Source organism: Anabaena sp. PCC 7938 (assembly GCF_049315035.1).
GTDB lineage: Bacteria > Cyanobacteriota > Cyanobacteriia > Cyanobacteriales > Nostocaceae > Anabaena > Anabaena cylindrica.
This window is the reverse complement of the sequence record NZ_CP186034.1, coordinates 3,367,551-3,388,525: the sequence shown is the minus strand read 5'-3', so window position 1 is coordinate 3,388,525 and position 20,975 is coordinate 3,367,551. Positions and strand designations below refer to the sequence as shown.

Below are 20,975 nucleotides of genomic sequence, written 5' to 3'. Positions count from 1 at the left end.
CGAACTCCGAACTCCTTACCTTTACTATGGTTGATAACGGACACTAAAATAAAAACCATCATCTTGAGCATTATTACCCCGGTCATCTAAATCAATGAAGGGTATACCATAATCAAGTCGCATGATTAAATGTTCAATTCCCAAAGCTTGATTCCACAATAATCCTAAACCTGCACTGGCTAAAAAGGTTTGATTGGGTAGATTATTAGGATTATCAGATTTATTCCAAACTGCACCTAAATTAGTAAAGGGAATCACCTGAATTATGGGTAATCCCGCAGCGTCACGTTTTACTGTGATTCTATCTTCAATTGCTACCCGAAATCCATTATCTCCAGAACGGGCATTTTGTCGATATCCCCGTACAGATTGACCACCCCCAATCACAAATTGTTGAGAAGGTAACAAACTATCTGGTGTAATTTGTAAGTCTGCTTGCACAATTAATAAATTATTGTCGTTGATTCGTTGCACTCTTTCTAATTGACCTAACCAACTGAAAAAGTGACCGTCAGGCGTGGGAGAATTGTTTGTTGTAGCATCAAATAAGCCTGTGCCAAAATTGAATTGCGATCGCACTGACCAAGCACCTTGCTGATCTCTTCTTGTATAATCTTGGGCAAATTTAATTACACTGGTACGACTTACCCCATTTTCATCAGGGCCTATACCAAAAGGTGTGGGGAGTTGATCAAACAAAAAAGTTTGACCATCTTGATAGGTAAATCCTAAAGACAAAGCAAACTCTTCTCTGGGAGTTCTGACTAAAGGTTGACGATAATTGATTTCATATACATCTTGTTCGGCTCTAATCCCTAAATCTTTAAATGGTGGTTCTGTAATTTCACTCCTGCTGGGGGCAACTCTCAATTGTACTTTCCCATTCATGGCATTAACAGGAATCTGATAACTAAAATCAAAACTATCAGCACCACCTGTTACCGAGCGATAATAAGAACCAGCTAATTCATCTCCTATTCCAGTTAAATTCCGCTCTCGTAGTTGAATCCCCAATCTTTCTGAACCAACACTAGGAGGTGAATAGTTATCTGCACTCAAACCAAACTCAAAAGATTTAGCCTCTTGAACTCTGACTAGCAGCAGACTTTGACCAACTTGACCGGATGGACGTAGACTAGCTTCCACATTATCAAATAGTGGATCAATTCGTAGTAATCTTAATTGTTCTTCTAATTTAATAGCATTCAAAGGAATACCAGCACCCAGTTGAATTCGATTCCGAATGTAAGCAGGATTTAACCGCTTTGTTCCTGTAATTTCAATATCTGCTAAACGTCCTTCAATCACCTGAATTACCGCAATACCATCTGTTGTATTGGGTTGTTGGGTAACTGGGACTGCTCTAGAATTAAGATAATTTTTATTTAAGTAAAGTTGGGTAACAGCATCTGCTGCTTTTCTGATGTCTTCTTGAGTTAATTCTTTGTCGGTAAACTGCTGTACAACAGCATTCAATTCATTTTCATTGAAAACCGTGCTACCGATAACCTTAATTTGCCGTATATAAATACGCTCAGGTTCTGCTGGTGGTGCTGATTCAGGAGGCAGAGCATCTGGTGTCTGTACTATTACAGATTGGGAATGATCAAGATCCAAATAAGAATCTGAGTTAAAAACCTTACCATCACTAGCCGTAGCCTTCATACCATTAATGGCTACAATCGAGATTATATTCAGAATTAGCAAAGCGCATTGAAATGAGATGCTTTGATAACTCCGCAGAATGACCAATTGATGAAAAAAATATACAATGCCTGGCTGTTTTTTAGCTGCTTTTTTCACACCAGTTTTTGTTTCTTTTCTCATTTCACTTCCTTGGGATGCCTTATTTAGCAGTTGTTAGTTCACAGTTATCGGTTATTACCATCTTTACGGTACAATGTTGGCTGTTCACCGCATGAATATCATACATTTGTTATTACTATGACATTCAAAGATGAATAAAATTTGTAAATAAAAAATATTTAACTTACGATTGTACCTAAGTTATATTTCCAGCATTATATTCTGAACAGAGCAAAAATTGCGGAGTACTTCGATGTCACAACTGATATCTATTGTCATCGTCAATTACAACCGGGAGTCTTACCTTGGGAGTGCGATTGCTAGTGTCCTAGAACAAACATGGCAAGACTTAGAATTACTAGTATGGGATGATGGCTCCACAGATAAATCAGTGACAGTTGCTCGTGAATATGCCCAAAAAGATCGTAGAGTCCGAGTAGTAGCTGCACCTCATTTGGGAATAGCTACGGCTCGACAAAAAGCGATCGCTCAAACTACCGGACTCTACCTTGGTTACGTAGACAGTGACGACATCCTCGCCCCCACAGCCCTAGCCGAAACCGCAGCTATCCTCAACTGCAACCCTAAAATCGGCTTCGTCTACACCGACTACATAGACATAGACAAAGACGGAAAATTTCTCAACTACGGTCATCGCTGTCACATTCCCTATTCTCCACAGCGTCTGTTAGTAGACTTCATGACCTTTCAATTTCGCCTCATTCGTCGTTCAGTTTATCAGCAAGTTAACGACATCGAAAGTTTCGCAAATTACGCTGACGACTATGATCTCTGCTTGCGACTTTCAGAAATTACCCAAATAGGGCGTGTACAAAAACCACTTTACTACTATCGGCAACACTCAAATAACACCTCCCAAGTATGCCGAAAACAAACCCTCTTATCTTCCCAAAAAGCAATATCCCAAGCTCTCCAACGTCGGGGACTCAGTGATAAATATCAAATCGATCTCGAACTATCTACAAGTCGCTTTATACTCCGACGCAAACAACCCTGGCAAGATTTTGTCAACAGCGCCACTAAAACAATCAAAGCTTTCTGTTGGCGTTTAACCCCTTATATCATCCCCTTAGTGGGAGCCATTAGTGGGGGATTAGCCAACGCCCAAATAGTCCCCAATGCAGATACAGGAACAATTGTCACCCCCAACGGCAACACAATCAATATCAATGGTGGAACAACATCTGGCGCTAATCTCTTCCATAGCTTTCAAGAATTTGGCTTATCACAAGGACAAATAGCCAACTTTCTCGCTAACCCCAATCTGCAAAATATCCTGGGTAGAATTACAGGTGGCAATGCTTCCATTATCAATGGTTTAATACAAGTAACAGGAGGTAGTCCCAACCTCTATTTAATGAATCCTGCCGGTTTTGTTTTTGGCAGCAACGCTAGTTTAAATGTTCCTGGTGCTTTCACAGCCACAACAGCCAATGGTATCGGTTTTGAGAATAACTGGTTTAATGCTTTTGGTAATAATGACTACAGCACTTTGGTAGGAAACCCCAACGGCTTCGCCTTTACCATGAGTCAGCAAGGAGCAATTATCAACGCTGGTAATTTGGCAGTAGGTACAGGACAAAGTTTAAACTTATTGGGTGGTACAGTTGCCAATACAGGACAACTCACAGCACCAGGAGGACAGATTTCAGTTACATCCGTACCTGGACAAAATTGGGTGCGTTTGAGTCAGCCAGGAAATTTATTAAGTTTGGAAATTCAGCCATTTTCTGGACAAAACCAACCGAATAGCCCGTCTTTATCAATTGCATCTTTGCCGGAATTACTCACAGTTGGTAACACAGGTTTAATTGCCAACTCTGATGGTACAGTTCAAGTTATAGGTTCTGATGTTAAACTTCCCACTATCCCTGGTACTGCGATCGCTTCCGGTAATATTGATGTATCTGGTGCAACTGGCGGTAAAGTTAATATTCTGGGTAATGATATAAATTTAGTCAATCCCAATGGCGATTTTATTATTTCAGGGGACTTTCAAGTTAATGCTAGTAATAGTATTCAAGTAGTAAATTTAGGTACTAGCATTGGTAACTTGGATTTTACCCACACTAATAGTGTTAACGGTTCCAGCATAACCATATCTGCCGATAATCCAATCATAACTGATGTCGGAACTATCACTATCAACAGTGATGTGATTTCAAACCCAGGTGGGAATATCAGTTTATTTCCCAATGGTAGTATTAATCTAATAAGCATAGTACCCAACGCCGATGGTACAGGTACAATTGTCACTTTCAACACTGGCAGAATAGATATTACTGGTGGGACAACATCCGGTACTAACCTCTTCCATAGTTTTCAGGAGTTTAGTGTACCACCAGGACAAATAGCCAACTTCATAGCCAACCCCAATCTGCACAATATTCTGGGTAGAATTACAGGCGGTAATGCTTCTATTATCAATGGTTTAATACAAGTAACAGGAGGTAATCCCAACCTCTATTTAATGAATCCTGCCGGCTTTGTATTTGGCAGTAACGCCAGTTTAAATTTACCTAGTGCTTTCACAGTCACAACTGCCAACGGGATTGGGTTTGGCAATAATTGGTTTAATGCTTTCGGTACAAATGATTACTCTGCTTTATTTGGAAACCCTGACAGTTTCGCCTTTACAATGAGTCAGCAAGGATCAATTATCAATGCTGGTAATTTAGCAGTTGGTACAGGACAGAGTTTAAACTTATTAGGCGGTACAGTCGCAAATACCGGACAACTCACAGCACCGAGAGGACAGATTTCTATTACATCCGTGCCTGGACAAAATTTAGTACGTTTGAGTCAAGCAGGAAATTTGTTAAGTTTGGAAATTCAGCCTTTTTCTGCACAAAATCAACCAAATAACCCAGCTTTATCAATTCCTTCCCTTGCTGATTTGCTCACAGTTGGTAATACAGGTTTAACGGCCAATTCTGATGGTACAGTTCAAGTCACGGGTTCTGATGTTAAACTTCCCACCACTCCGGGTACAACTATTGTTTCTGGTAAAGTTGATGTATCTGGTGCAACTGGTGGTATAGTAAATATACTTGGTGATCAGATCGGTTTAATTAAGACCAACATCAACGCATCTGGTAATAATGGCGGAGGTAAGGTACTAATTGGAGGAGATACCCAAGGTGAAGGAACTGTACCTAATGCTACAAATACTTACGTTGATGCCAATTCAGTTATTTCAACCGATAGTAACGTTAATGGTAACGGGGGACGGGTAATTATCTGGGCTGATAATAGTGCAAAATTCTTTGGTAATATTACTGCTCGTGGTGGAGCAAATTCTGGCAATGGTGGTTTTGTAGAAGTATCAGGTCAAAATTATCTCACCTTCAATGGACAGGTAAATACTACAGCAGTTAATGGTAGCATGGGTAATTTATTATTAGATCCCACAACCTTAACCATTATTGATGCTCCCTTAAATTCAGGCACATTTGATACTTCATTTAGCGGGACTATTGCTTCTGGAGATGCAGATAATGGAGTTAATACCATTTCTTGGGGTGCTTTAGCAAATTTAGGTGCGGGTGCAAATATTAATTTACAAGCCACAGGGAATATCACCATTAATGCCATTACAGGTAATACACCTGGAGTAACCACCGCTGCTGGTGTAGCTACACTAAACTTAGGTAACAGCGGTAGCTTCAGCCTGACTTCCACCATTGGTGCGGTAAATTTTGCTAATCTCACCAATACTATCAGGACTGTTGGGGGAGATATTAGTATTTCCGGTGCAAGCTTAAATCTGGGAAATTTTGACACAACTTTAAACGCAGGAAGTTTCGGTAGTAGTGGTAATGTCACTTTATCTGCTGCGGGGAATATTATTGCAGGTGACATTGTTGCCTTTGGACAAGGTTACGTTGCTCAAGCAGGTAATATTCAAGTTAATAGTACCAATGGCAGTATTCAACTAGGCAATCTCGACACCTACCTTATTAACCAGAATTCTGATGGTAATAATAATTCTTTAAGTGGCAATATTACTTTATCTGCCAATGGAACAGTTGATGTAGGAGCTATCAATACTAGCATCACAGAGCCTACAACTAGTACCGCCACCAGTGGTAGTGTTGACATTACAAGTACAACAGGTAGTATCACCACGGATGGTATTAATTCCTCCATGACAAGAACCAGCGGAGGAAATTTTACGGGAGAGGGGGGTGGAGTTAGTTTAAATGCCAGAGATAACATCACTGTTAATGGTGCAATTGATACCTCAGTAGTTGCCACTTTTGTAGACGGTATAACTATTATTAAGGGTGGAAATGTAAGCCTGAATACTACTAATTCCTCTGGTAGCATTATTCAGTTTAGTAGTATTAATACTCAGTCTACAACAGATACCTTAGAACCCGTTGGTAACTCAGTCAAAGGTGGCAACGTAGAAGTCCTTACCAATGGCTTGATTTTAGGAACAGGAACTGTCGGCACTTCCAGTAATACCATCGCAACAGGTGGAAATCTGGCTACCCTATCTCAGGATGGTAATATTACTGGCACTGTACCAATTGCCAATACAGGTGGGACGATTAAAATTCAACATGATGGTGGTCCAGACAACGAACCCTTTACTGTCGGATCTGCTGGTGTTAATGGCACAGTAGGATCGCTGAATGCGGGTGATGCAAACATATCTTTAGGCAGCTTTCCTGTTTTACCTACTGGTGGTGATGCAACTGGAACTCCAACACAGATTACAATCACTTCGGTCAACACACCTCCCACGATAACGGCAACCTCACCAATATCATTTAATGTTGAAGCAAATCAGCAGGTAAGTTTTACATTTAATGCGGTTACGGGTGATGTCAATGCTGATAACACAACTATAGAGATCGATTCTATTCTGACTGGGACTCTGAGAAGAGGTAATACCGTATTAGTTGCGGGAGATATCATATCTTCAGGTGAGACGCTAAACTACACCCCACCAACGGATACAACTGACTCTATTAATGCGTTTACAGTTAAATCGAGCGATCGCGTTTCATTCTCCACACCTGCTACAGTAACAATTAACATCACTCCCCCAAGCAAATACCTCAACACCACCACCTTGTACTTTCCAGTGTGAAAAACCACCAGAAAAACCACCAGAAAAACCTCCTGATTCTGATAAACCAATTCTTAATTCTGATCCCACTCCTGAAGATAAATTTACCAACATCTTTACCAGTCAATTAAATATACCCACTCCTAGAGTCAAAAGCATAGATGAAGCCAAAGAGATTACTCGCCAAATTGAGAAAGCAACAGGTGTCAAACCTGCATTTATCTATCTCAGTTTTGTCCCTGTAGAAATTTCACCAGATTCATCTTCAGGAAAAACTGCTAATAAAGAGTTAAAAATCATAACTGATCAGGATAGTGACCAACTAGAAGTTATAGTAGTAACCGGAACTGGAAACCCCATACGTAAACGTATTCCCAATGTCACAAAAGCTGAAGTTCTCAAAGTTGCAAAGGAATTTCGTGACCAAATCGCTAGTCCACAGTTCCGCACCCGCAAAACTTACTTGCAACCTGCTCAACAACTTTATCGTTGGATAATTGCCCCAATACAGGCAGATTTACAAACTCAAGGCATCAAAAACCTGGTTTTCTTACCAGATGTCGGCTTACGCTCAACCCCTATGGCTGCTCTTCATGATGGGCAAAAATTTTTGGTCGAAAATTATAGTATTGGTTTAATGCCTAGCCTCAGCTTAACCAATACCCTCTATACAGACATCAAACAATCCCAACTCTTAGCAATGGGTGTTTCTCTGAGTACCCAAGGGCAAGAACCTTTACCAGCAGTACCTATAGAGTTATCAACATTAGTTAATAAACTCTGGCCTGGCAAATTATTGTTGAACGAACAAGCCACGTTAGATAATCTGAAATCTCTCCGTCGCTATCAACCTTTTGGCATTATTCACATGGCCACCCATGCTGATTTTATTGGCGGTGCTGTGGATAATTCCTATATTCAACTATGGGAAAATAAATTACGTTTGAACGAAATCAGGCAATTAGGTTTTAATAACCCCCCGGTGGAAATGCTGGTACTGAGTGCTTGTAGAAGTGCTTTGGGGAATAAAGAAGCAGAAATTGGATTTGCAGGTTTAGCAGTATTGGCAGGTGTAAAAACTAGTGTTGCCAGTCTTTGGGCTGTTAACGACACTGGGACAGCTGCATTGATGGCAAAATTTTACGAGAGTTTAAAAACTTCTCCTATTCGTGCAGAAGCCCTCCGAGAAGCTCAAGTAGCTATGGCAACAGGGAAGATTTATTTAAAAAATGGTCAGTTACAAGGTTTGGAACAAGTTGGCAGCTTACCTTTACCTACTGAAAGTTTTGAACAACCGAATGAATCCCTTTCCCATCCTTATTATTGGGCAGCATTCACAATGGTTGGCAATCCTTGGTAAGTCGGTTTGCAGGTGTAGCAAAGTGCTGAGTGAATGCTGAGTTTTGTAAAGCCATGCGGGCATGGCTGCGCTTATAAATGTAGTAGGTTATTGAGCCTATCCTGAATATAAACCCAGTTGCTTCAAGGCTTTCAGCAATCACCAGTTACCAGTTTAAAAAAGATAAATATAGATTAAAAATAATAACTAACATCATATTTCGTAAAGTTTGTTAGGGTAAATTGAGAGTATGCTTAATCTATCGAAAGCCTAGTTGCAATTTTAAGTAATTAAGCGCAAAGAAACTTAAAAATTTATTAGTTTTCTTCTCATTGGCTAGTGTTAGTAGCACTAACTAATAACTAAATAACTAATAACTAAAGTTAATTTGTGCCTATTTACTGACTAGGTTGTTGAGCAAAGTGGAGAACATCAGTTCTGATGCTCAGTACTAGCAGCGAAACCCAAAGAACCCTTAAGAACAATTACGGAAGATGATAGAAAAAATTTTGCTGGCTGTCTCTGGACTGGGACACGCAGAAGAAATGATGAAGACATTGAAAGAAATGCCCTCAATCCAATCTGCAAAAGTTACGGTTCTGCACGTTGTATCCCCACAAAGCACTGCGGCTGTAATGACAGATAAATGGGAAGAAGGTGGTAAGATTCTGGCTAATGCGATTCAGTCTCTGGACTTAGATCCTAGCCAAGTTTCTTCGATTTTGCGGCAAGGAGATCCTAAAGATGTCGTTTGCCAAGTAGCTGAAGAAATGGATGCTGACTTGATTGTCATGGGTTCACGGGGACTCAAGCGACTGCAATCAATTTTAGGGAATTCTGTTAGTCAGTATGTTTTCCAATTATCTTCTCGTCCCATGTTGCTGGTTAAAGATGACATTTATGTCAAAAGAATCAAGCGTGCTATGGTGGCTATAGATAAATCTGAAGCGGCAACAAGTTGTTTGAATTTAGCTCTGTTCATCCTGCGTGGTGTCACAGGTGGCCAGTTAATTTTGGCTAATATTAATACAGATTTAGGTGGCAAATTATCGGGAATTACTGATATTAAGCCAGAAAAAAATTCAGTTCTAGGGCTTGCAGTTGCAGAAGCAGAGAGACAAGGTGTCGCGGTTCGTTGTGTCACCAGTAGTGGCAAACCTGGGGAAGAAATTTGTCGTTTAGCTGAAGAACTGAATGTAGACTTGTTAGTATTAGGTTCTCCAGATCGTCGTCCATCTATTGCTAAGAGTTTTGTTGATCTAGACCGATTGATTGGCGCTTCTTTGTCTGATTACGTCCGAGTTAATGCAACTTGTCCAGTATTGTTGGCACGAACTTCTGCTTAAATGCGTTTTTAGTAATAATTTCTCTAATTACCAATCCATAATCAAATATTGGTTTGAGCGATTGATAAATGAAAACCCCTGCACTGAATGAGTGTAAGGGTTTTTATTTTATAGCTAAAGTATTAACTATTTTTTCAACCTTCTCGGCTGGCAGTTTGGATGTAAAGCATAATTAAAAAAACGGCAGGCACTAGCACGAACAAAATGCTTGCTACGAAGCCCAGGTCATTAACTTGCATGGCAAGATAGCCTCTCTTTGATTTCCAGTCAACAACTTTAGAATAGCATCATCTATGACTGAGTTTTTCCAAATTTTCTGCTTTCGCCAATACTAATCACGAGTACATAACCAAAAGTTAAGGTTTTGTAACGACACTGACAGGGCCATTAACCAGGGTTTGACAGGCTAGACGGTAGTTATCAGGCTTTTTTTTAAATTTCCGGTTTTCAAAATCAGTGCGTGGTGATAGGTTTTCTAATCCTTCTACTACCTGAACTATACAAGTACCGCATTGACCTGCACCACCGCAATTGGTCATTTTGCCAATCAATGTATATATATCAATGTTATTTTCCATGGCTTTGAGTCGGAGATTTGCACCATCTGCGGTCACTATTTCTTTATTCTCTTTAACAAATTTAATATTTCCCATAACTCCTCCCTGAGTGTAAATGTGTCTATTGGCTTTGTTTTGACCAAGCTTGATACATTATCCCATTTAATTATGGTTATTTATTGCAAAATATTAATAAATATCAATTTTTAATAAGATGATTACACAAAAAATTAGGACAGGTGTGTGTTTCCTGTCCACGGAGTTAAAAATACATCGATTTACCTGAAACCTACAGCAGCTTGCCAAACAAAAGCAAGCAACAGGAAGAAAACAGGAATGATTGGGAGAACATCTACCAAGGGGTCGAAGATTTGGTAGGCTTCAGGCAATTTTGCTAATAACAGTGCGGCTTCCATGTTTGTTTATATCCAACTAATCCAACACAGCTTTCATATTTAAGATGTATATTAACATGGTTTGGGGACTGGTAATTGGTGATTGGTAATGGGTAATTGGTAATTGGTAATTAGAAAAACTCCCCTGCTCCCCTGCTCCCCTGCTCCCTGCCCCTTGTCATCTGTAAGCCAGTGTCCAAAGTCGGTGAGGAAGCGATCGCTCAAAATTGATTCCCGAATCTTTTGGGTAAAGCGAATTAGTTCGGTGATATTGTGAATGCTTAATAATGTGTAGGCTAATATTTCCTGCGATCGCACTAAATGGGATATATATGCACGACTGAAATTTTGACAAGCATAACAAGGGCAAGTTTCATCTAATGGTGCAAAATCTTCACGAAACTTGGCATTTTTCAAATTCCAACGTTCACCGGATACGATCGCAGTTCCATGTCGCGCCCATCTGGTGGGAATCACACAATCAAATAAATCTATCCCCGAAGCGATCGCAATCGCCATTTCTCGATAAGTTCCCACACCCATCAAATAACGAGGCTTATTAACAGGTAACAATGGCGCTGTAGTTTTGACAATTTGCGCCATCAATTCCGTCGGTTCCCCCACACTCACCCCACCAATGGCATATCCTGGCATATCCAACTCGGCCAAAGCATTGGCAGCACGGGCGCGTAAATCTAAATACACCCCTCCCTGCACGATGGGAAACAAGGCTTGATCACTGCGTTGATGGGCAACTATACAGCGTTCTAGCCAGCGATAAGTCCGGTCTGTGGCTGCTTCTACCTCTTCACGAGTGGCTGGATAGGGGGGACATTCATCAAAAGCCATGATCACATCAGCCCCTAAAATATTCTGAATTTCAATGGAGCGTTCTGGCGTTAATTTAATAATCTGTCCGTCACGGGGCGAGCGAAAAGTTACACCTTCTTCTGTAATCTTTCGCATTTCACTCAAACTAAAAACCTGAAAGCCGCCAGAATCTGTGAGCATGGGACCATTCCAGCCCATAAACTTATGCAGCCCACCACCTCCGGCAACAATTGCTTCTCCTGGTTGGAGGTGCAAATGATAAGTATTTGATAAAACCATCTGCGCCCCAGTATCTTTTAGTTGAGCAGGGGTAATGGTTTTCACATTTGCCAGTGTACCCACAGGCATAAATCTGGGAGTTTCTACAACACCATGGGGGGTGAAAAATATTCCGGCTCTGGCTTTTGTTTGACTACAACTAGCTAGACATTCAAAGGAAAAATTGGTCATTGGTAATTAGTAATTGGTCATGGGGTCAGAGTTTTTCCTAAGTCCTAAGTTCCTAGTACCCAGTACCCAATCCCCATTACCCAGTATTTAGGGGTGAAACCCTGCATTATATACTGCCTAATTGGGTATATTATTCTAAGACTAAAAGCAATCGGAACAGTCATCGTCAATTTCTGCATCCCATCTTGCTGATAGTACTTGCTCCATCATTGCTTCCATGGCGACGACGTTAAAATGGCGATCGCACCGTTCTTGCAAAGGTATGGATAGGGGAATTAAACGCAAGCAGATATCCTCTTGGATCAAATCAAAGTAAGGTTCTTGTTGCGGTGATTGTTTGAGTTCCAGGTAGTCAAAACTATAAATGTTCAGATATAGTGCCTTATTGGCGACTATGGTAGATCTTTGTGGGCTTGTAAATACTTCCATCACATCACCCTCTCCTTCGCTGAGTAGCTTGTCTTCTTGGGTGTAGATGTAGCGAACTCGACCTAAATCAGCTAGTAATCGTCTGATATCGAGTTTATTGACAATAATGCCAGTATTAACAATGCACGGTGCTGGTATCCTAGTGTCGGGTAGATGGTGACTCATAGAGAAATAGCTATTGAGGGAAGGTGAGTGACAACACAGCTAAAAAGTCAATTGCCTAGCTTTTGGACTGGAAAAAAACCCTACATTTCCAAAATATCAATTTTGTAGGGCGATCGTCCATTAAAGAATCGAAAAGCAGACCGTCCCTGATAATTTTGTGTTTTTTTCGTCATTGAATGCGCTTATATTATCTGTTACTGCAACTTTTGATTACTAATGACGTTAGCATAACAAACTTTTTGGCATCAGTCTCTAGTTACTAATCAAGCTTGAATATCGACTACATATTGCTACAAGTGTTGTGTCGTAAATATATATTGAGCTAGTAATTATACTTTTAAGTAAGATGAATCAAATAGTGCATTGGTGCAGAAAACAACTGTTACAGTTTGTTGCAACCATAATATTTTATACCGCTATTCCTTTACCCTATATCAAAAACTTAGAATTTGAGCGGGTAGCCTGTTTTGCTCCTGTTGTGGGGTTGATGATTGGCGCAATTTTAGGTTTATTGGATACAACAATTGATTATTTAGGTATCCCTGTATTAACTCGTAGCGCTTTAGTAATAATACTTTGGGTAGTAATTACGGGTGGGCTACATTTAGATGGAGCAATGGATACTGCTGATGGTTTAGCGGTGACTGATCCAGAAAGACGGTTGCAGGTAATGGTGGATAGTGCTACAGGTGCATTTGGAGCGATGGCTGCGATCGCTATCTTGCTATTGAAAACCACAGCGTTGAGTGATTTGTCAGAAAACCGTTGTTTGACGCTGATTGCGGCTTGTGGGTGGGGACGTTGGGGACAACAAGTTGCGATCGCATTTTATCCTTATTTAAAACCCACGGGTAAAGGTGCATTTCATAAACAAGCGATTCAGTCTTACAAAGATATATTACCAAGCTGGTTTTTGCTAATTAGTTTAAGTGGTTTAATTTGGTTAATTAATCCCCAAAATTTGGCTTTGGCTATGGGGATGATGATTATTGGAACCGTGATTTCTGGTTTAACAGCAGCTTGGTTTAATCATAAATTAGGTGGACATACAGGAGATACTTATGGTGCAGTTGTTGAATGGACGGAAGCTTTATTTTTATGTGTAATTACAAGTTTTTCGTAAACATCTTTTAGCGAAGCTCACTGGAATTTTAAGTGATGTCGAAATCATTCAGTCTCTTTGTGAGGTTGGGGTACTTTTAAAACTTCAATATGATAGTGATCTTCATCAGTAGCAATAATCTCTATCTCAAACATTAACTCCCCAATTTTACCAAAAGTACCTATAATTATATCCGTCCACAAGCACCAGTTTCATTAACTCTAAAAGTCACTAACCAACCTTGAGGATATTTTTTCCTTGCATTTTTAACAGCAACATTTTCATCAACATCAATAAAATAATCATACCGATCCACAAAAATAGCTCATCTTCAGTGCTTAAAACCTCTTTTTCCTCTCTGTGACTCTGCGCCTCTGCGTGAGACAAAAAAACGGCAGAGAACCGAAATTCTCCACCGTTTAATTAACAATTAAAACATCCTAATTACAACTCAACACCTTGGGGTAATAACTCCCGTGTTTTTTGAGAACTAACTTGAACAACGCCATTTTCATCAACGTCAACAAGAGCAGTATCGCCGTCTTTGATGCGTCCAGACAGAATTTCTTCCGCTAAACTATCTTCTAACAAGCGCATAATTGCCCGACGTAATGGCCTTGCACCGTAGCTAGGACTGTAACCCTCAGTTATCAAGCGATCTTTGAAGCGGTCTGTGACTTCTAAGACAATGCCCTTATCTGTCAACCTACCGAACACTTCCTTAAGCATGATTTCGGCGATTTGGGTAACTTCAGCCTTATTCAACTGACGGAAGACGATGATTTCATCTAAGCGGTTCAGGAATTCAGGACGGAAGTATTGCTTCAGTTCTTCATTCACCAAAGAGCGAATTCTGTTGTATTGTGTCTCAGTGGCATCTTCAGAGAATTCAAAGCCGATACCGCTACCACCTTTTTCAATTACCTTAGAACCAATGTTGGAAGTCAAAATCAGCAAGGTGTTTTTAAAGTCCACTGTGCGTCCTTTTGCGTCGGTTAACCGACCATCTTCCAAAATTTGCAATAGCATATTGAACACATCGGGGTGTGCTTTTTCGATTTCGTCAAACAGCACCACGGTGTAAGGACGACGACGTACAGCTTCTGTTAGCTGACCGCCTTCGTTGTAGCCGACATAACCAGGAGGTGAACCAATCAGTTTGCTGACGGTGTGACGCTCCATGTATTCGGACATATCCAAGCGGATCATTGCTTCTTCTGAACCGAAGAAGTATGAAGCCAAGGATTTTGCTAATTCAGTTTTACCTACCCCAGTTGGCCCGGAGAAGACAAAACTAGCGATCGGTCGATTGGGATTTTTCAAGCCAACACGAGCGCGACGAATAGCGCGGGAAACAGCCTTGACAGCGTCATCTTGACCGATGAGGCGCTGGTGTAAGGTGTCTTCCATGTGCAGCAGTTTTTCGGATTCGGATTCGGTGAGTTTGTTCACCGGTACTCCTGTCCAGGAAGCGACAATGTGGGCGATGTCTTCTTCTGTGACAACAGGTTCTAGACCATCTCCACCGGTAGCGTTGGTTTTGCTTTGAGCGATCGCGCGGATTTCGGCTTTGATCTCCATTTCCCGATCGCGTAATTCCCCGGCTCGGTCAAAGTCCTGAGAACGCACTGCGTCATCTTTTTCTTTTAAGATTTGCCGCAATTCCTTGTCTAATTCCTTTGCTGCTGGTGGCAGTTGGGAGTTAATCAAGCGCACCCGTGAACCGGCTTCATCAACCAAGTCGATGGCTTTATCTGGCAGGTAGCGATCGCTAATATAACGGTCAGACAACTTCGCTGCTGCTTCCAATGCCTCATCGGATATCTTCAGCTTGTGGTGTTGCTCGTAGCGTTCCCGCAGTCCAAATAAGATTTCAATGGTTTCTGCAACTGACGGCTCACCCACCATCACAGGTTGGAAGCGTCTTTCTAACGCCGCATCCCGTTCAATGTGCTTGCGATATTCGTCTAAAGTTGTTGCGCCGATACACTGCAATTCACCTCTAGCCAAAGCTGGTTTGAGAATATTTGCCGCATCAATCGCCCCTTCAGCCGCACCCGCACCAATTAAGGTGTGAACTTCGTCAATTACGAGGATGACATTACCCGCAGAGCGGATTTCATCCATGATTTTTTTTAGGCGTTCTTCAAATTCACCCCGGTACTTGGTTCCTGCTACGAGCAAACCAATATCGAGAGTTACTACACGCTTATCTTCCAGGATGTCGGGGACATCTTTGTTAGCAATACGACTTGCTAAACCTTCTGCGATCGCTGTCTTACCAACCCCTGGTTCACCAATCAGCACTGGATTATTTTTAGTCCGGCGACCCAAAATTTGAATCACGCGCTCAATTTCTTTAGCACGTCCCACCACAGGATCAAGTTTATTGTCTGTGGCCATTTGGGTCAGGTTGGAACCAAATTCATCCAAAGTCGGGGTTTTTGTGCGACCAGATGGGCCTCCTCCTGGTGAAACTTCGGCAGTTTCTCCCAGCATTCGGATTACCTGAGTTCTCACCTTAGATAAATCTACACCGAGGTTTTCTAACACCCTGGCTGCTACACCTTCCCCTTCGCGGATGAGGCCCAACAGCAGATGCTCGGTGCCTATGTAGTTATGCCCCAGTTGGCGTGCTTCTTCCAAGGATAGTTCTAGAACTCGCTTTGCCCGTGGCGTAAACGGAATTTCCACGGCCACAAAGCCAGATCCCCGACCTATAATTTTTTCAACTTCAATTCGGGCATCTTTGAGATTAACTCCCATCGATTTCAGCACCTTGGCGGCCACTCCTGTGCCTTCACCTATCAAACCCAGGAGGATTTGTTCGGTTCCAACAAAATTGTGACCTAAACGGCGGGCCTCTTCTTGGGCCAGCATGATTACCTTAATGGCTTTTTCTGTGAAGCGTTCAAACATGGCATTTTTCCCATCACCTGCGGTCGTGCCGGTATGCTGATTTTAGCACAGGCTAAAAGTTTGGATGTTTGTATACAAATTTTAGACATCCAATCGCCATCAGACATGGTGATGAGTTAATTGTTAACTTTTTATTACTTTTTGTGTAGCTACTGTACTGAGGAGGTTGAATTTTCCAGCGTTTTTGGCACTAATGGCAAACAATAAACCGCTAATATTGAGATTTTGTTGATCCAATCCCAAACAAAAATAAATATCATATAAGGTGTCACATTGTCAATAAATTAGCTGTTAAATAAGCTTGGATTATTGAAAGACTAAATTTAGTTTAAAATTCTGATTTAAATTTGGTTAAAATTAGTTGCATAAAAATTGCATTTTTTATCATCAAGGGGAACTGGGAAGAGGAAAAGGTGCAGGGAGAGAATCACCAATCAGACTGGCTGAGGCGATCGCTAACTATGGTATGCCAGTCTGCCAAGGTTTTAAGAAATTTTGGCTGTTGTAGGTCAGAAAGCCAAAGAATCAGCGCATCTTCATCATTATCTTTGTAATAGCGCGGTCTTCTGCCAGCGGTTTTAAAACCAAATTTTTGATATAAAGCGATCGCACCCTCATTGGAAGCTCTAACTTCGAGGGTAGCTCGCTCCAAACCGCGATCGCTTGCTGTCTTCAGCAAAGAATACAATAAAGCCTGTCCCAATCCTTGACGGTGATATTGAGGATGAACCGCCAAAATCGTAATATGTGCTTCTTCTAAAATTGACCAAAAACAACCCATTCCCAGCAATTCAGAATGAGAAAATGGGGAAAATAAACCCAAAAAATGACTATTAGGACTTTCTAACTCTCTACGGTAGCCATCCATTGTCCATAAACCATCAAAACAAGCATGATCAAGTTCGAGCAATTCACTTAAATGCTCAGGTGTCAAGGATTGAATTTTTAAATCTAATAAAATCACGGTTCTGGGAACTGGGGATTGGGGACGGAGGATTGGGCAATGGGGATTAGGGATTGGGGCAGAAAATTAACCTTTCTTCTTCACTGTCACCTTCTTCTCCTAATCACCCATTACCAGCAAAGCTGTAAACTGGGAATCGAGAGACTAACTCACGCCTGTAATTTTCACAAGGACAACTTTTATTATTTATGGTATTGACTCAACCCGTCGTGGTTCAACCTTCTGGCAATCAATATTTACCTCAAAATCTTAGCCACACAACAGTTTCACCTAACCAAGAACTTTTACCCCTGAGTGCCAGAGTTAATGATCATGACTCCCTGGAAATCGGTGGGTGTGATGTCACAAAGCTGGTTGAGCAGTTTGGTTCACCTTTATATATTTTGGATGAAACAACTCTGCGGACAGCTTGCCAGCAATACCGGGATACTTTCAAACAATACTATAAAGGTGAATCTCAAGTATTGTACGCTTCTAAGGCCTGGAATTGTTTAGCAGTTTGTGCGATCGCCGCCTCAGAAGGTTTAGGAATAGATGTAGTTTCCGGTGGTGAACTTTACACTGCTTTAAAAGCTGGAGTTAGTCCAGATAAAATCTACCTGCACGGCAATAATAAATCTCGTGATGAATTAGTTTTAGCCATTGAGTCAGGTTGTACCATTGTTGCTGACAATTGGCACGAATTACATATACTGGTAGAATTGGCAACAAACTCTTCACCAGTGCGCGTGATGTTGCGGTTGACTCCGGGGATCGAATGCCATACCCATGAATATATTCGCACTGGACATTTAGATAGTAAATTTGGTTTTGATCCCAATGACTTAGATCAGGTATTTGCCTTTGTTAGCAAACAACCTGGTTTAAACTGTGTGGGATTACACGCTCATATTGGTTCGCAAATTTTTGAACGTCAACCCCATCGAGATTTGGGCGCTGTGATGGTACAGTGGTTGCGAGATGCGGCCAAGTATGATTTGGAATTGACCGAATTAAATGTTGGTGGTGGTTTAGGGATTAGGTACACAGAGTCAGATGATCCCCCAAGCATTGAAGAATGGTCAAAGGCAATTTGTGAAGTAGTTCAACAAGCTTGTGCTGCCGAAAATCTGCCCTTACCTAAATTATTATGTGAACCAGGGCGATCGCTAATTGCGACGGCTTGCGTTACCGCCTACACTATTGGTTCAGCTAAAGTCATTCCCGATATTCGTACATATGTAACGATTGATGGGGGAATGTCTGACAATCCTCGCCCTATCACATATCAATCAGTTTATCGAGCAGTAGTTGCTAATAAAATGTCTGCTGCTTGCACAGAAACAGTCACATTGGCGGGTAAACATTGCGAATCAGGAGATATTCTGATTAAAAATGCTCAACTGCCAAAAACTGAACCAGGCGATATTCTCGTAGTTATGGGAACTGGTGCATACAATTACAGTATGGCATCTAACTACAACCGTCTGCCCCGACCGGCTGCTGTTGTAGTAGCGAACGGCGAAGCAAATTTAATTTTGCAGCGCGAAACCTATCAAGACATAATTCGACAAGATTGCCTACCAGAAAGACTGAAATAGTCGTTAGTCCTTGGTCATTGGTCATTAGCTAAGAACCAAGGACTGATGACTAATGACGAGTGACTAATGACTATTTAGAATCCAGATGTCATGAGAGATTGGTGGAAGCAATGGCTGATAAACCTGGGATGGTCACAGTCCTTGCTGTTTGGGACTCTGGATATTGTGTTGGTGCTGGCGCTGACATACATGATCCTGGTAATTATTAGTGAACGCCGGACGCTGTGGATGGTGCGCGGATTTATTGTTTTAATGCTCGCCTCAGCATTCAGCGGCACTTTGGGGCTACCTCTACTCAATTTTGTCCTAGAAAAGCTAGTAATTGGTTGTGCTGTAGCAATGGCAGTAGCACTCCAGTCAGAGTTTCGTCGATTTTTAGAACAATTGGGACGGGGAGAGTTTCGCCAGCTATTTCAACCCAACCGCTTGGCAGTCCCTAAATCTGATAGCGTAATTGATGAAATTGTCGATGCTGTCAAAGAACTGTCAAAAAATCGGATTGGTGCTTTGTTGATTTTAGAAACTTCAGGGCCAATTGATGAACGAGATTTTTCTGTACCTGGAGTAAAGTTAAATGCAGAGGTTTCTAAAGAACTGATACAAACAATTTTTCAGCCAAAAACTTTGTTACATGATGGAGCAACTTTGATCCGTGGTTCGCGGATTGTGTCATCGGGTATAATTCTACCACTTTCGGGACGCACAGCCTCTCGTCAGCTGGGTACACGCCATCGGGCAGCGATGGGAATTACTGAGCGGGTCGAAAATTGCATTTGTGTCGTTGTATCAGAAGAAACGGGTTCTATTTCCTTAGCAGAACGGGGAACCCTATATAGACCACTGACGATTAAAAAGCTAAAAGAGTCTCTAGAAGCTCGATTTTCGCCAACTGTAGATCGGGAAGCTGTAGCACCTGGTCTTTTAAGTTTGGTTAGTCAAATTGGTGGTCAAATATTAGCGCTGGCTTCTCGTTTAGTTGGATTACCATTTCTTCTTTACGAAAGGCTATGCCAAGGACGCGCTACGCGTAGCTTGCTTCCCCCCAAAGACACGTCTGCTTCTCGCCAAAAAAATAAGACCGAAAAATGACAACACAACATACTGAACTGCAATATTTACCTTTAGATTTAAAAAAAGAACTACTTCCCCAGCACGTTGCGGTGATTATGGATGGCAATGGTCGATGGGCTAAACGTCAAGGTCTACCCCGGATTATGGGGCATAAAGCTGGTGTTGATGCTATTAAAGATTTGCTGCACTGTTGTAAGGATTGGGGAATTAAGGCGCTGACTGCTTACGCTTTTTCGACGGAGAACTGGAAAAGGCCACAGGAAGAGGTGGAGTTTTTGATGACTCTGTTCCAGCGTGTTTTGCGGCAAGAACTGCGGGAAATGGTAGAGGAGAATGTGCAGATTCAGTTTGTGGGCAATTTGCAAGCTTTGCCAAAAGCACTGCAAGAGGAAATTTCTCGCTCAATGGCAGAAACTAAGGATAATTGCAGTATCCGATTTACAGTAGCCACAAATTATGGGGGTAGACAAGAGATTTTACAAGCTTGTCGTGCGATCGCTCAAAAGGTTCAAGAAGGTTTACTCAAGCCTGAAGAAATTTCTGAACAAGTATTTGAAGCACATCTCTACACCGCAGGAATAGCAGATCCAGATTTATTAATTCGTACCAGTGGGGAAATGCGACTTTCTAATTTTCTTCTTTGGCAAATGGCCTATGGAGAAATTTATATCACTGATACTCTCTGGCCAGATTTTGACAGAAAAGAGTTCCACCGGGCTTTATCTGCCTATCAGCAAAGAGAACGACGGTTTGGGAAAATTTAGATAAAAATGTCAGATATCTGGATATTCGAGATTAAAGAATTAACAGGATGAAAAGAAATACATTGAAGATTAAATGCTAAATCAGGATACTCTAGATTAGCAGGATGGAAAAATCCAGAAATATTTAAATAATTAAATTTCGCCAATCCTTAAATT

16 protein-coding genes are annotated in these 20,975 nt (G+C 41.3%); 7 read left to right on the top strand and 9 right to left on the bottom strand.

What is annotated here, in order from left to right:
- Positions 1–24: 24 nt before the first annotated feature.
- Entirely contained in the window at positions 25–1,827 is a 1,803-nt protein-coding gene (locus ACOWPH_RS15630) for a ShlB/FhaC/HecB family hemolysin secretion/activation protein (RefSeq protein ID WP_015216298.1), read from the bottom strand.
- A 232-nt stretch (positions 1,828–2,059) separates the two neighbouring features.
- On the opposite strand from ACOWPH_RS15630, the gene ACOWPH_RS15625 reads away from it, so the two are divergent.
- The 3 genes from ACOWPH_RS15625 to ACOWPH_RS15615 all read left to right on the top strand — a co-directional run bounded on the left by ACOWPH_RS15625 (position 2,060) and on the right by ACOWPH_RS15615 (position 9,592).
- Entirely contained in the window at positions 2,060–6,928 is a 4,869-nt protein-coding gene (locus ACOWPH_RS15625; protein ID WP_422665597.1) for a filamentous hemagglutinin N-terminal domain-containing protein, read from the top strand.
- A gap of 442 nt (positions 6,929–7,370) precedes the next feature.
- Positions 7,371–8,267, top strand: a complete 897-nt coding sequence (locus ACOWPH_RS15620) for a CHAT domain-containing protein (protein ID WP_422665596.1) — start codon at positions 7,371–7,373, stop codon at positions 8,265–8,267.
- Positions 8,268–8,740: 473 nt separating this feature from the next.
- Positions 8,741–9,592: a universal stress protein gene (locus ACOWPH_RS15615; protein ID WP_015216296.1), complete on the top strand. Its 852-nt coding sequence runs from the start codon at positions 8,741–8,743 to the stop codon at positions 9,590–9,592.
- A gap of 134 nt (positions 9,593–9,726) precedes the next feature.
- Here the strand turns inward: ACOWPH_RS15615 and psbM are convergent, their stop codons facing one another.
- From psbM to ACOWPH_RS15590, 5 genes are all read right to left on the bottom strand, one after another.
- On the bottom strand, positions 9,727–9,831 hold the full coding sequence (gene psbM, locus ACOWPH_RS15610) for a photosystem II reaction center protein PsbM (protein WP_015216295.1): 105 nt from the start codon (positions 9,829–9,831) through the stop codon (positions 9,727–9,729).
- A 117-nt stretch (positions 9,832–9,948) separates the two neighbouring features.
- Positions 9,949–10,245, bottom strand: coding sequence for a 2Fe-2S iron-sulfur cluster-binding protein (locus ACOWPH_RS15605; RefSeq protein WP_015216294.1), 297 nt, complete (start codon positions 10,243–10,245; stop codon positions 9,949–9,951).
- 182 nt (positions 10,246–10,427) lie between these two features.
- Positions 10,428–10,565, bottom strand: coding sequence for a photosystem II reaction center protein K (locus tag ACOWPH_RS15600; protein WP_010995059.1), 138 nt, complete (start codon positions 10,563–10,565; stop codon positions 10,428–10,430).
- A gap of 51 nt (positions 10,566–10,616) precedes the next feature.
- On the bottom strand, positions 10,617–11,825 hold the full coding sequence (gene tgt, locus ACOWPH_RS15595) for a tRNA guanosine(34) transglycosylase Tgt (RefSeq protein WP_422665595.1): 1,209 nt from the start codon (positions 11,823–11,825) through the stop codon (positions 10,617–10,619).
- 141 nt (positions 11,826–11,966) lie between these two features.
- Entirely contained in the window at positions 11,967–12,419 is a 453-nt protein-coding gene (locus ACOWPH_RS15590) for a hypothetical protein (RefSeq protein ID WP_015216292.1), read from the bottom strand.
- 346 nt (positions 12,420–12,765) lie between these two features.
- On the opposite strand from ACOWPH_RS15590, the gene cobS reads away from it, so the two are divergent.
- Entirely contained in the window at positions 12,766–13,542 is a 777-nt protein-coding gene (cobS, locus tag ACOWPH_RS15585) for an adenosylcobinamide-GDP ribazoletransferase (protein WP_015216291.1), read from the top strand.
- A 166-nt stretch (positions 13,543–13,708) separates the two neighbouring features.
- Here cobS and ACOWPH_RS15580 read toward each other — a convergent pair whose 3' ends face one another.
- The 3 genes from ACOWPH_RS15580 to rimI form a co-directional block, all read right to left on the bottom strand.
- Positions 13,709–13,837, bottom strand: coding sequence for a hypothetical protein (locus ACOWPH_RS15580; protein WP_277882385.1), 129 nt, complete (start codon positions 13,835–13,837; stop codon positions 13,709–13,711).
- A 128-nt stretch (positions 13,838–13,965) separates the two neighbouring features.
- Positions 13,966–16,440, bottom strand: coding sequence for an ATP-dependent Clp protease ATP-binding subunit (locus ACOWPH_RS15575; RefSeq protein ID WP_015216290.1), 2,475 nt, complete (start codon positions 16,438–16,440; stop codon positions 13,966–13,968).
- Positions 16,441–16,867: 427 nt separating this feature from the next.
- The gene (rimI, locus tag ACOWPH_RS15570) at positions 16,868–17,404 is read right to left on the bottom strand and encodes a ribosomal protein S18-alanine N-acetyltransferase (protein WP_015216289.1); all 537 of its coding nucleotides are present in this window, start codon (positions 17,402–17,404) and stop codon (positions 16,868–16,870) included.
- 188 nt (positions 17,405–17,592) lie between these two features.
- On the opposite strand from rimI, the gene lysA reads away from it, so the two are divergent.
- The 3 genes from lysA to ACOWPH_RS15555 all read left to right on the top strand — a co-directional run bounded on the left by lysA (position 17,593) and on the right by ACOWPH_RS15555 (position 20,819).
- The gene (gene lysA / locus ACOWPH_RS15565; RefSeq protein WP_015216288.1) at positions 17,593–18,984 is read left to right on the top strand and encodes a diaminopimelate decarboxylase; all 1,392 of its coding nucleotides are present in this window, start codon (positions 17,593–17,595) and stop codon (positions 18,982–18,984) included.
- 90 nt (positions 18,985–19,074) lie between these two features.
- The gene (gene cdaA / locus ACOWPH_RS15560; protein ID WP_015216287.1) at positions 19,075–20,073 is read left to right on the top strand and encodes a diadenylate cyclase CdaA; all 999 of its coding nucleotides are present in this window, start codon (positions 19,075–19,077) and stop codon (positions 20,071–20,073) included.
- Positions 20,070–20,819, top strand: a complete 750-nt coding sequence (locus ACOWPH_RS15555) for an isoprenyl transferase (protein ID WP_015216286.1) — start codon at positions 20,070–20,072, stop codon at positions 20,817–20,819. Before cdaA ends, ACOWPH_RS15555 begins: the two co-directional genes overlap by 4 nt.
- The last annotated feature ends 156 nt before the right edge of the window (positions 20,820–20,975 follow it).

What these genes read in the sequence shown, in the direction of transcription:
- lysA (WP_015216288.1), top strand. Translation starts at nt 17,593, where the DNA reads ATGGTATTGACTCAACCCGTCGTGGTTCAACCTTCTGGCAATCAATAT.
- ACOWPH_RS15575 (WP_015216290.1), bottom strand. Translation starts at nt 16,440, where the DNA reads ATGTTTGAACGCTTCACAGAAAAAGCCATTAAGGTAATCATGCTGGCC.
- ACOWPH_RS15590 (WP_015216292.1), bottom strand. Translation starts at nt 12,419, where the DNA reads ATGAGTCACCATCTACCCGACACTAGGATACCAGCACCGTGCATTGTT.
- psbM (WP_015216295.1), bottom strand. Translation starts at nt 9,831, where the DNA reads ATGCAAGTTAATGACCTGGGCTTCGTAGCAAGCATTTTGTTCGTGCTA.
- cdaA (WP_015216287.1), top strand. Translation starts at nt 19,075, where the DNA reads ATGAGAGATTGGTGGAAGCAATGGCTGATAAACCTGGGATGGTCACAG.
- ACOWPH_RS15615 (WP_015216296.1), top strand. Translation starts at nt 8,741, where the DNA reads ATGATAGAAAAAATTTTGCTGGCTGTCTCTGGACTGGGACACGCAGAA.
- ACOWPH_RS15625 (WP_422665597.1), top strand. Translation starts at nt 2,060, where the DNA reads ATGTCACAACTGATATCTATTGTCATCGTCAATTACAACCGGGAGTCT.
- tgt (WP_422665595.1), bottom strand. Translation starts at nt 11,825, where the DNA reads ATGACCAATTTTTCCTTTGAATGTCTAGCTAGTTGTAGTCAAACAAAA.
- ACOWPH_RS15605 (WP_015216294.1), bottom strand. Translation starts at nt 10,245, where the DNA reads ATGGGAAATATTAAATTTGTTAAAGAGAATAAAGAAATAGTGACCGCA.
- ACOWPH_RS15630 (WP_015216298.1), bottom strand. Translation starts at nt 1,827, where the DNA reads ATGAGAAAAGAAACAAAAACTGGTGTGAAAAAAGCAGCTAAAAAACAG.
- cobS (WP_015216291.1), top strand. Translation starts at nt 12,766, where the DNA reads ATGAATCAAATAGTGCATTGGTGCAGAAAACAACTGTTACAGTTTGTT.
- ACOWPH_RS15600 (WP_010995059.1), bottom strand. Translation starts at nt 10,565, where the DNA reads ATGGAAGCCGCACTGTTATTAGCAAAATTGCCTGAAGCCTACCAAATC.
- ACOWPH_RS15555 (WP_015216286.1), top strand. Translation starts at nt 20,070, where the DNA reads ATGACAACACAACATACTGAACTGCAATATTTACCTTTAGATTTAAAA.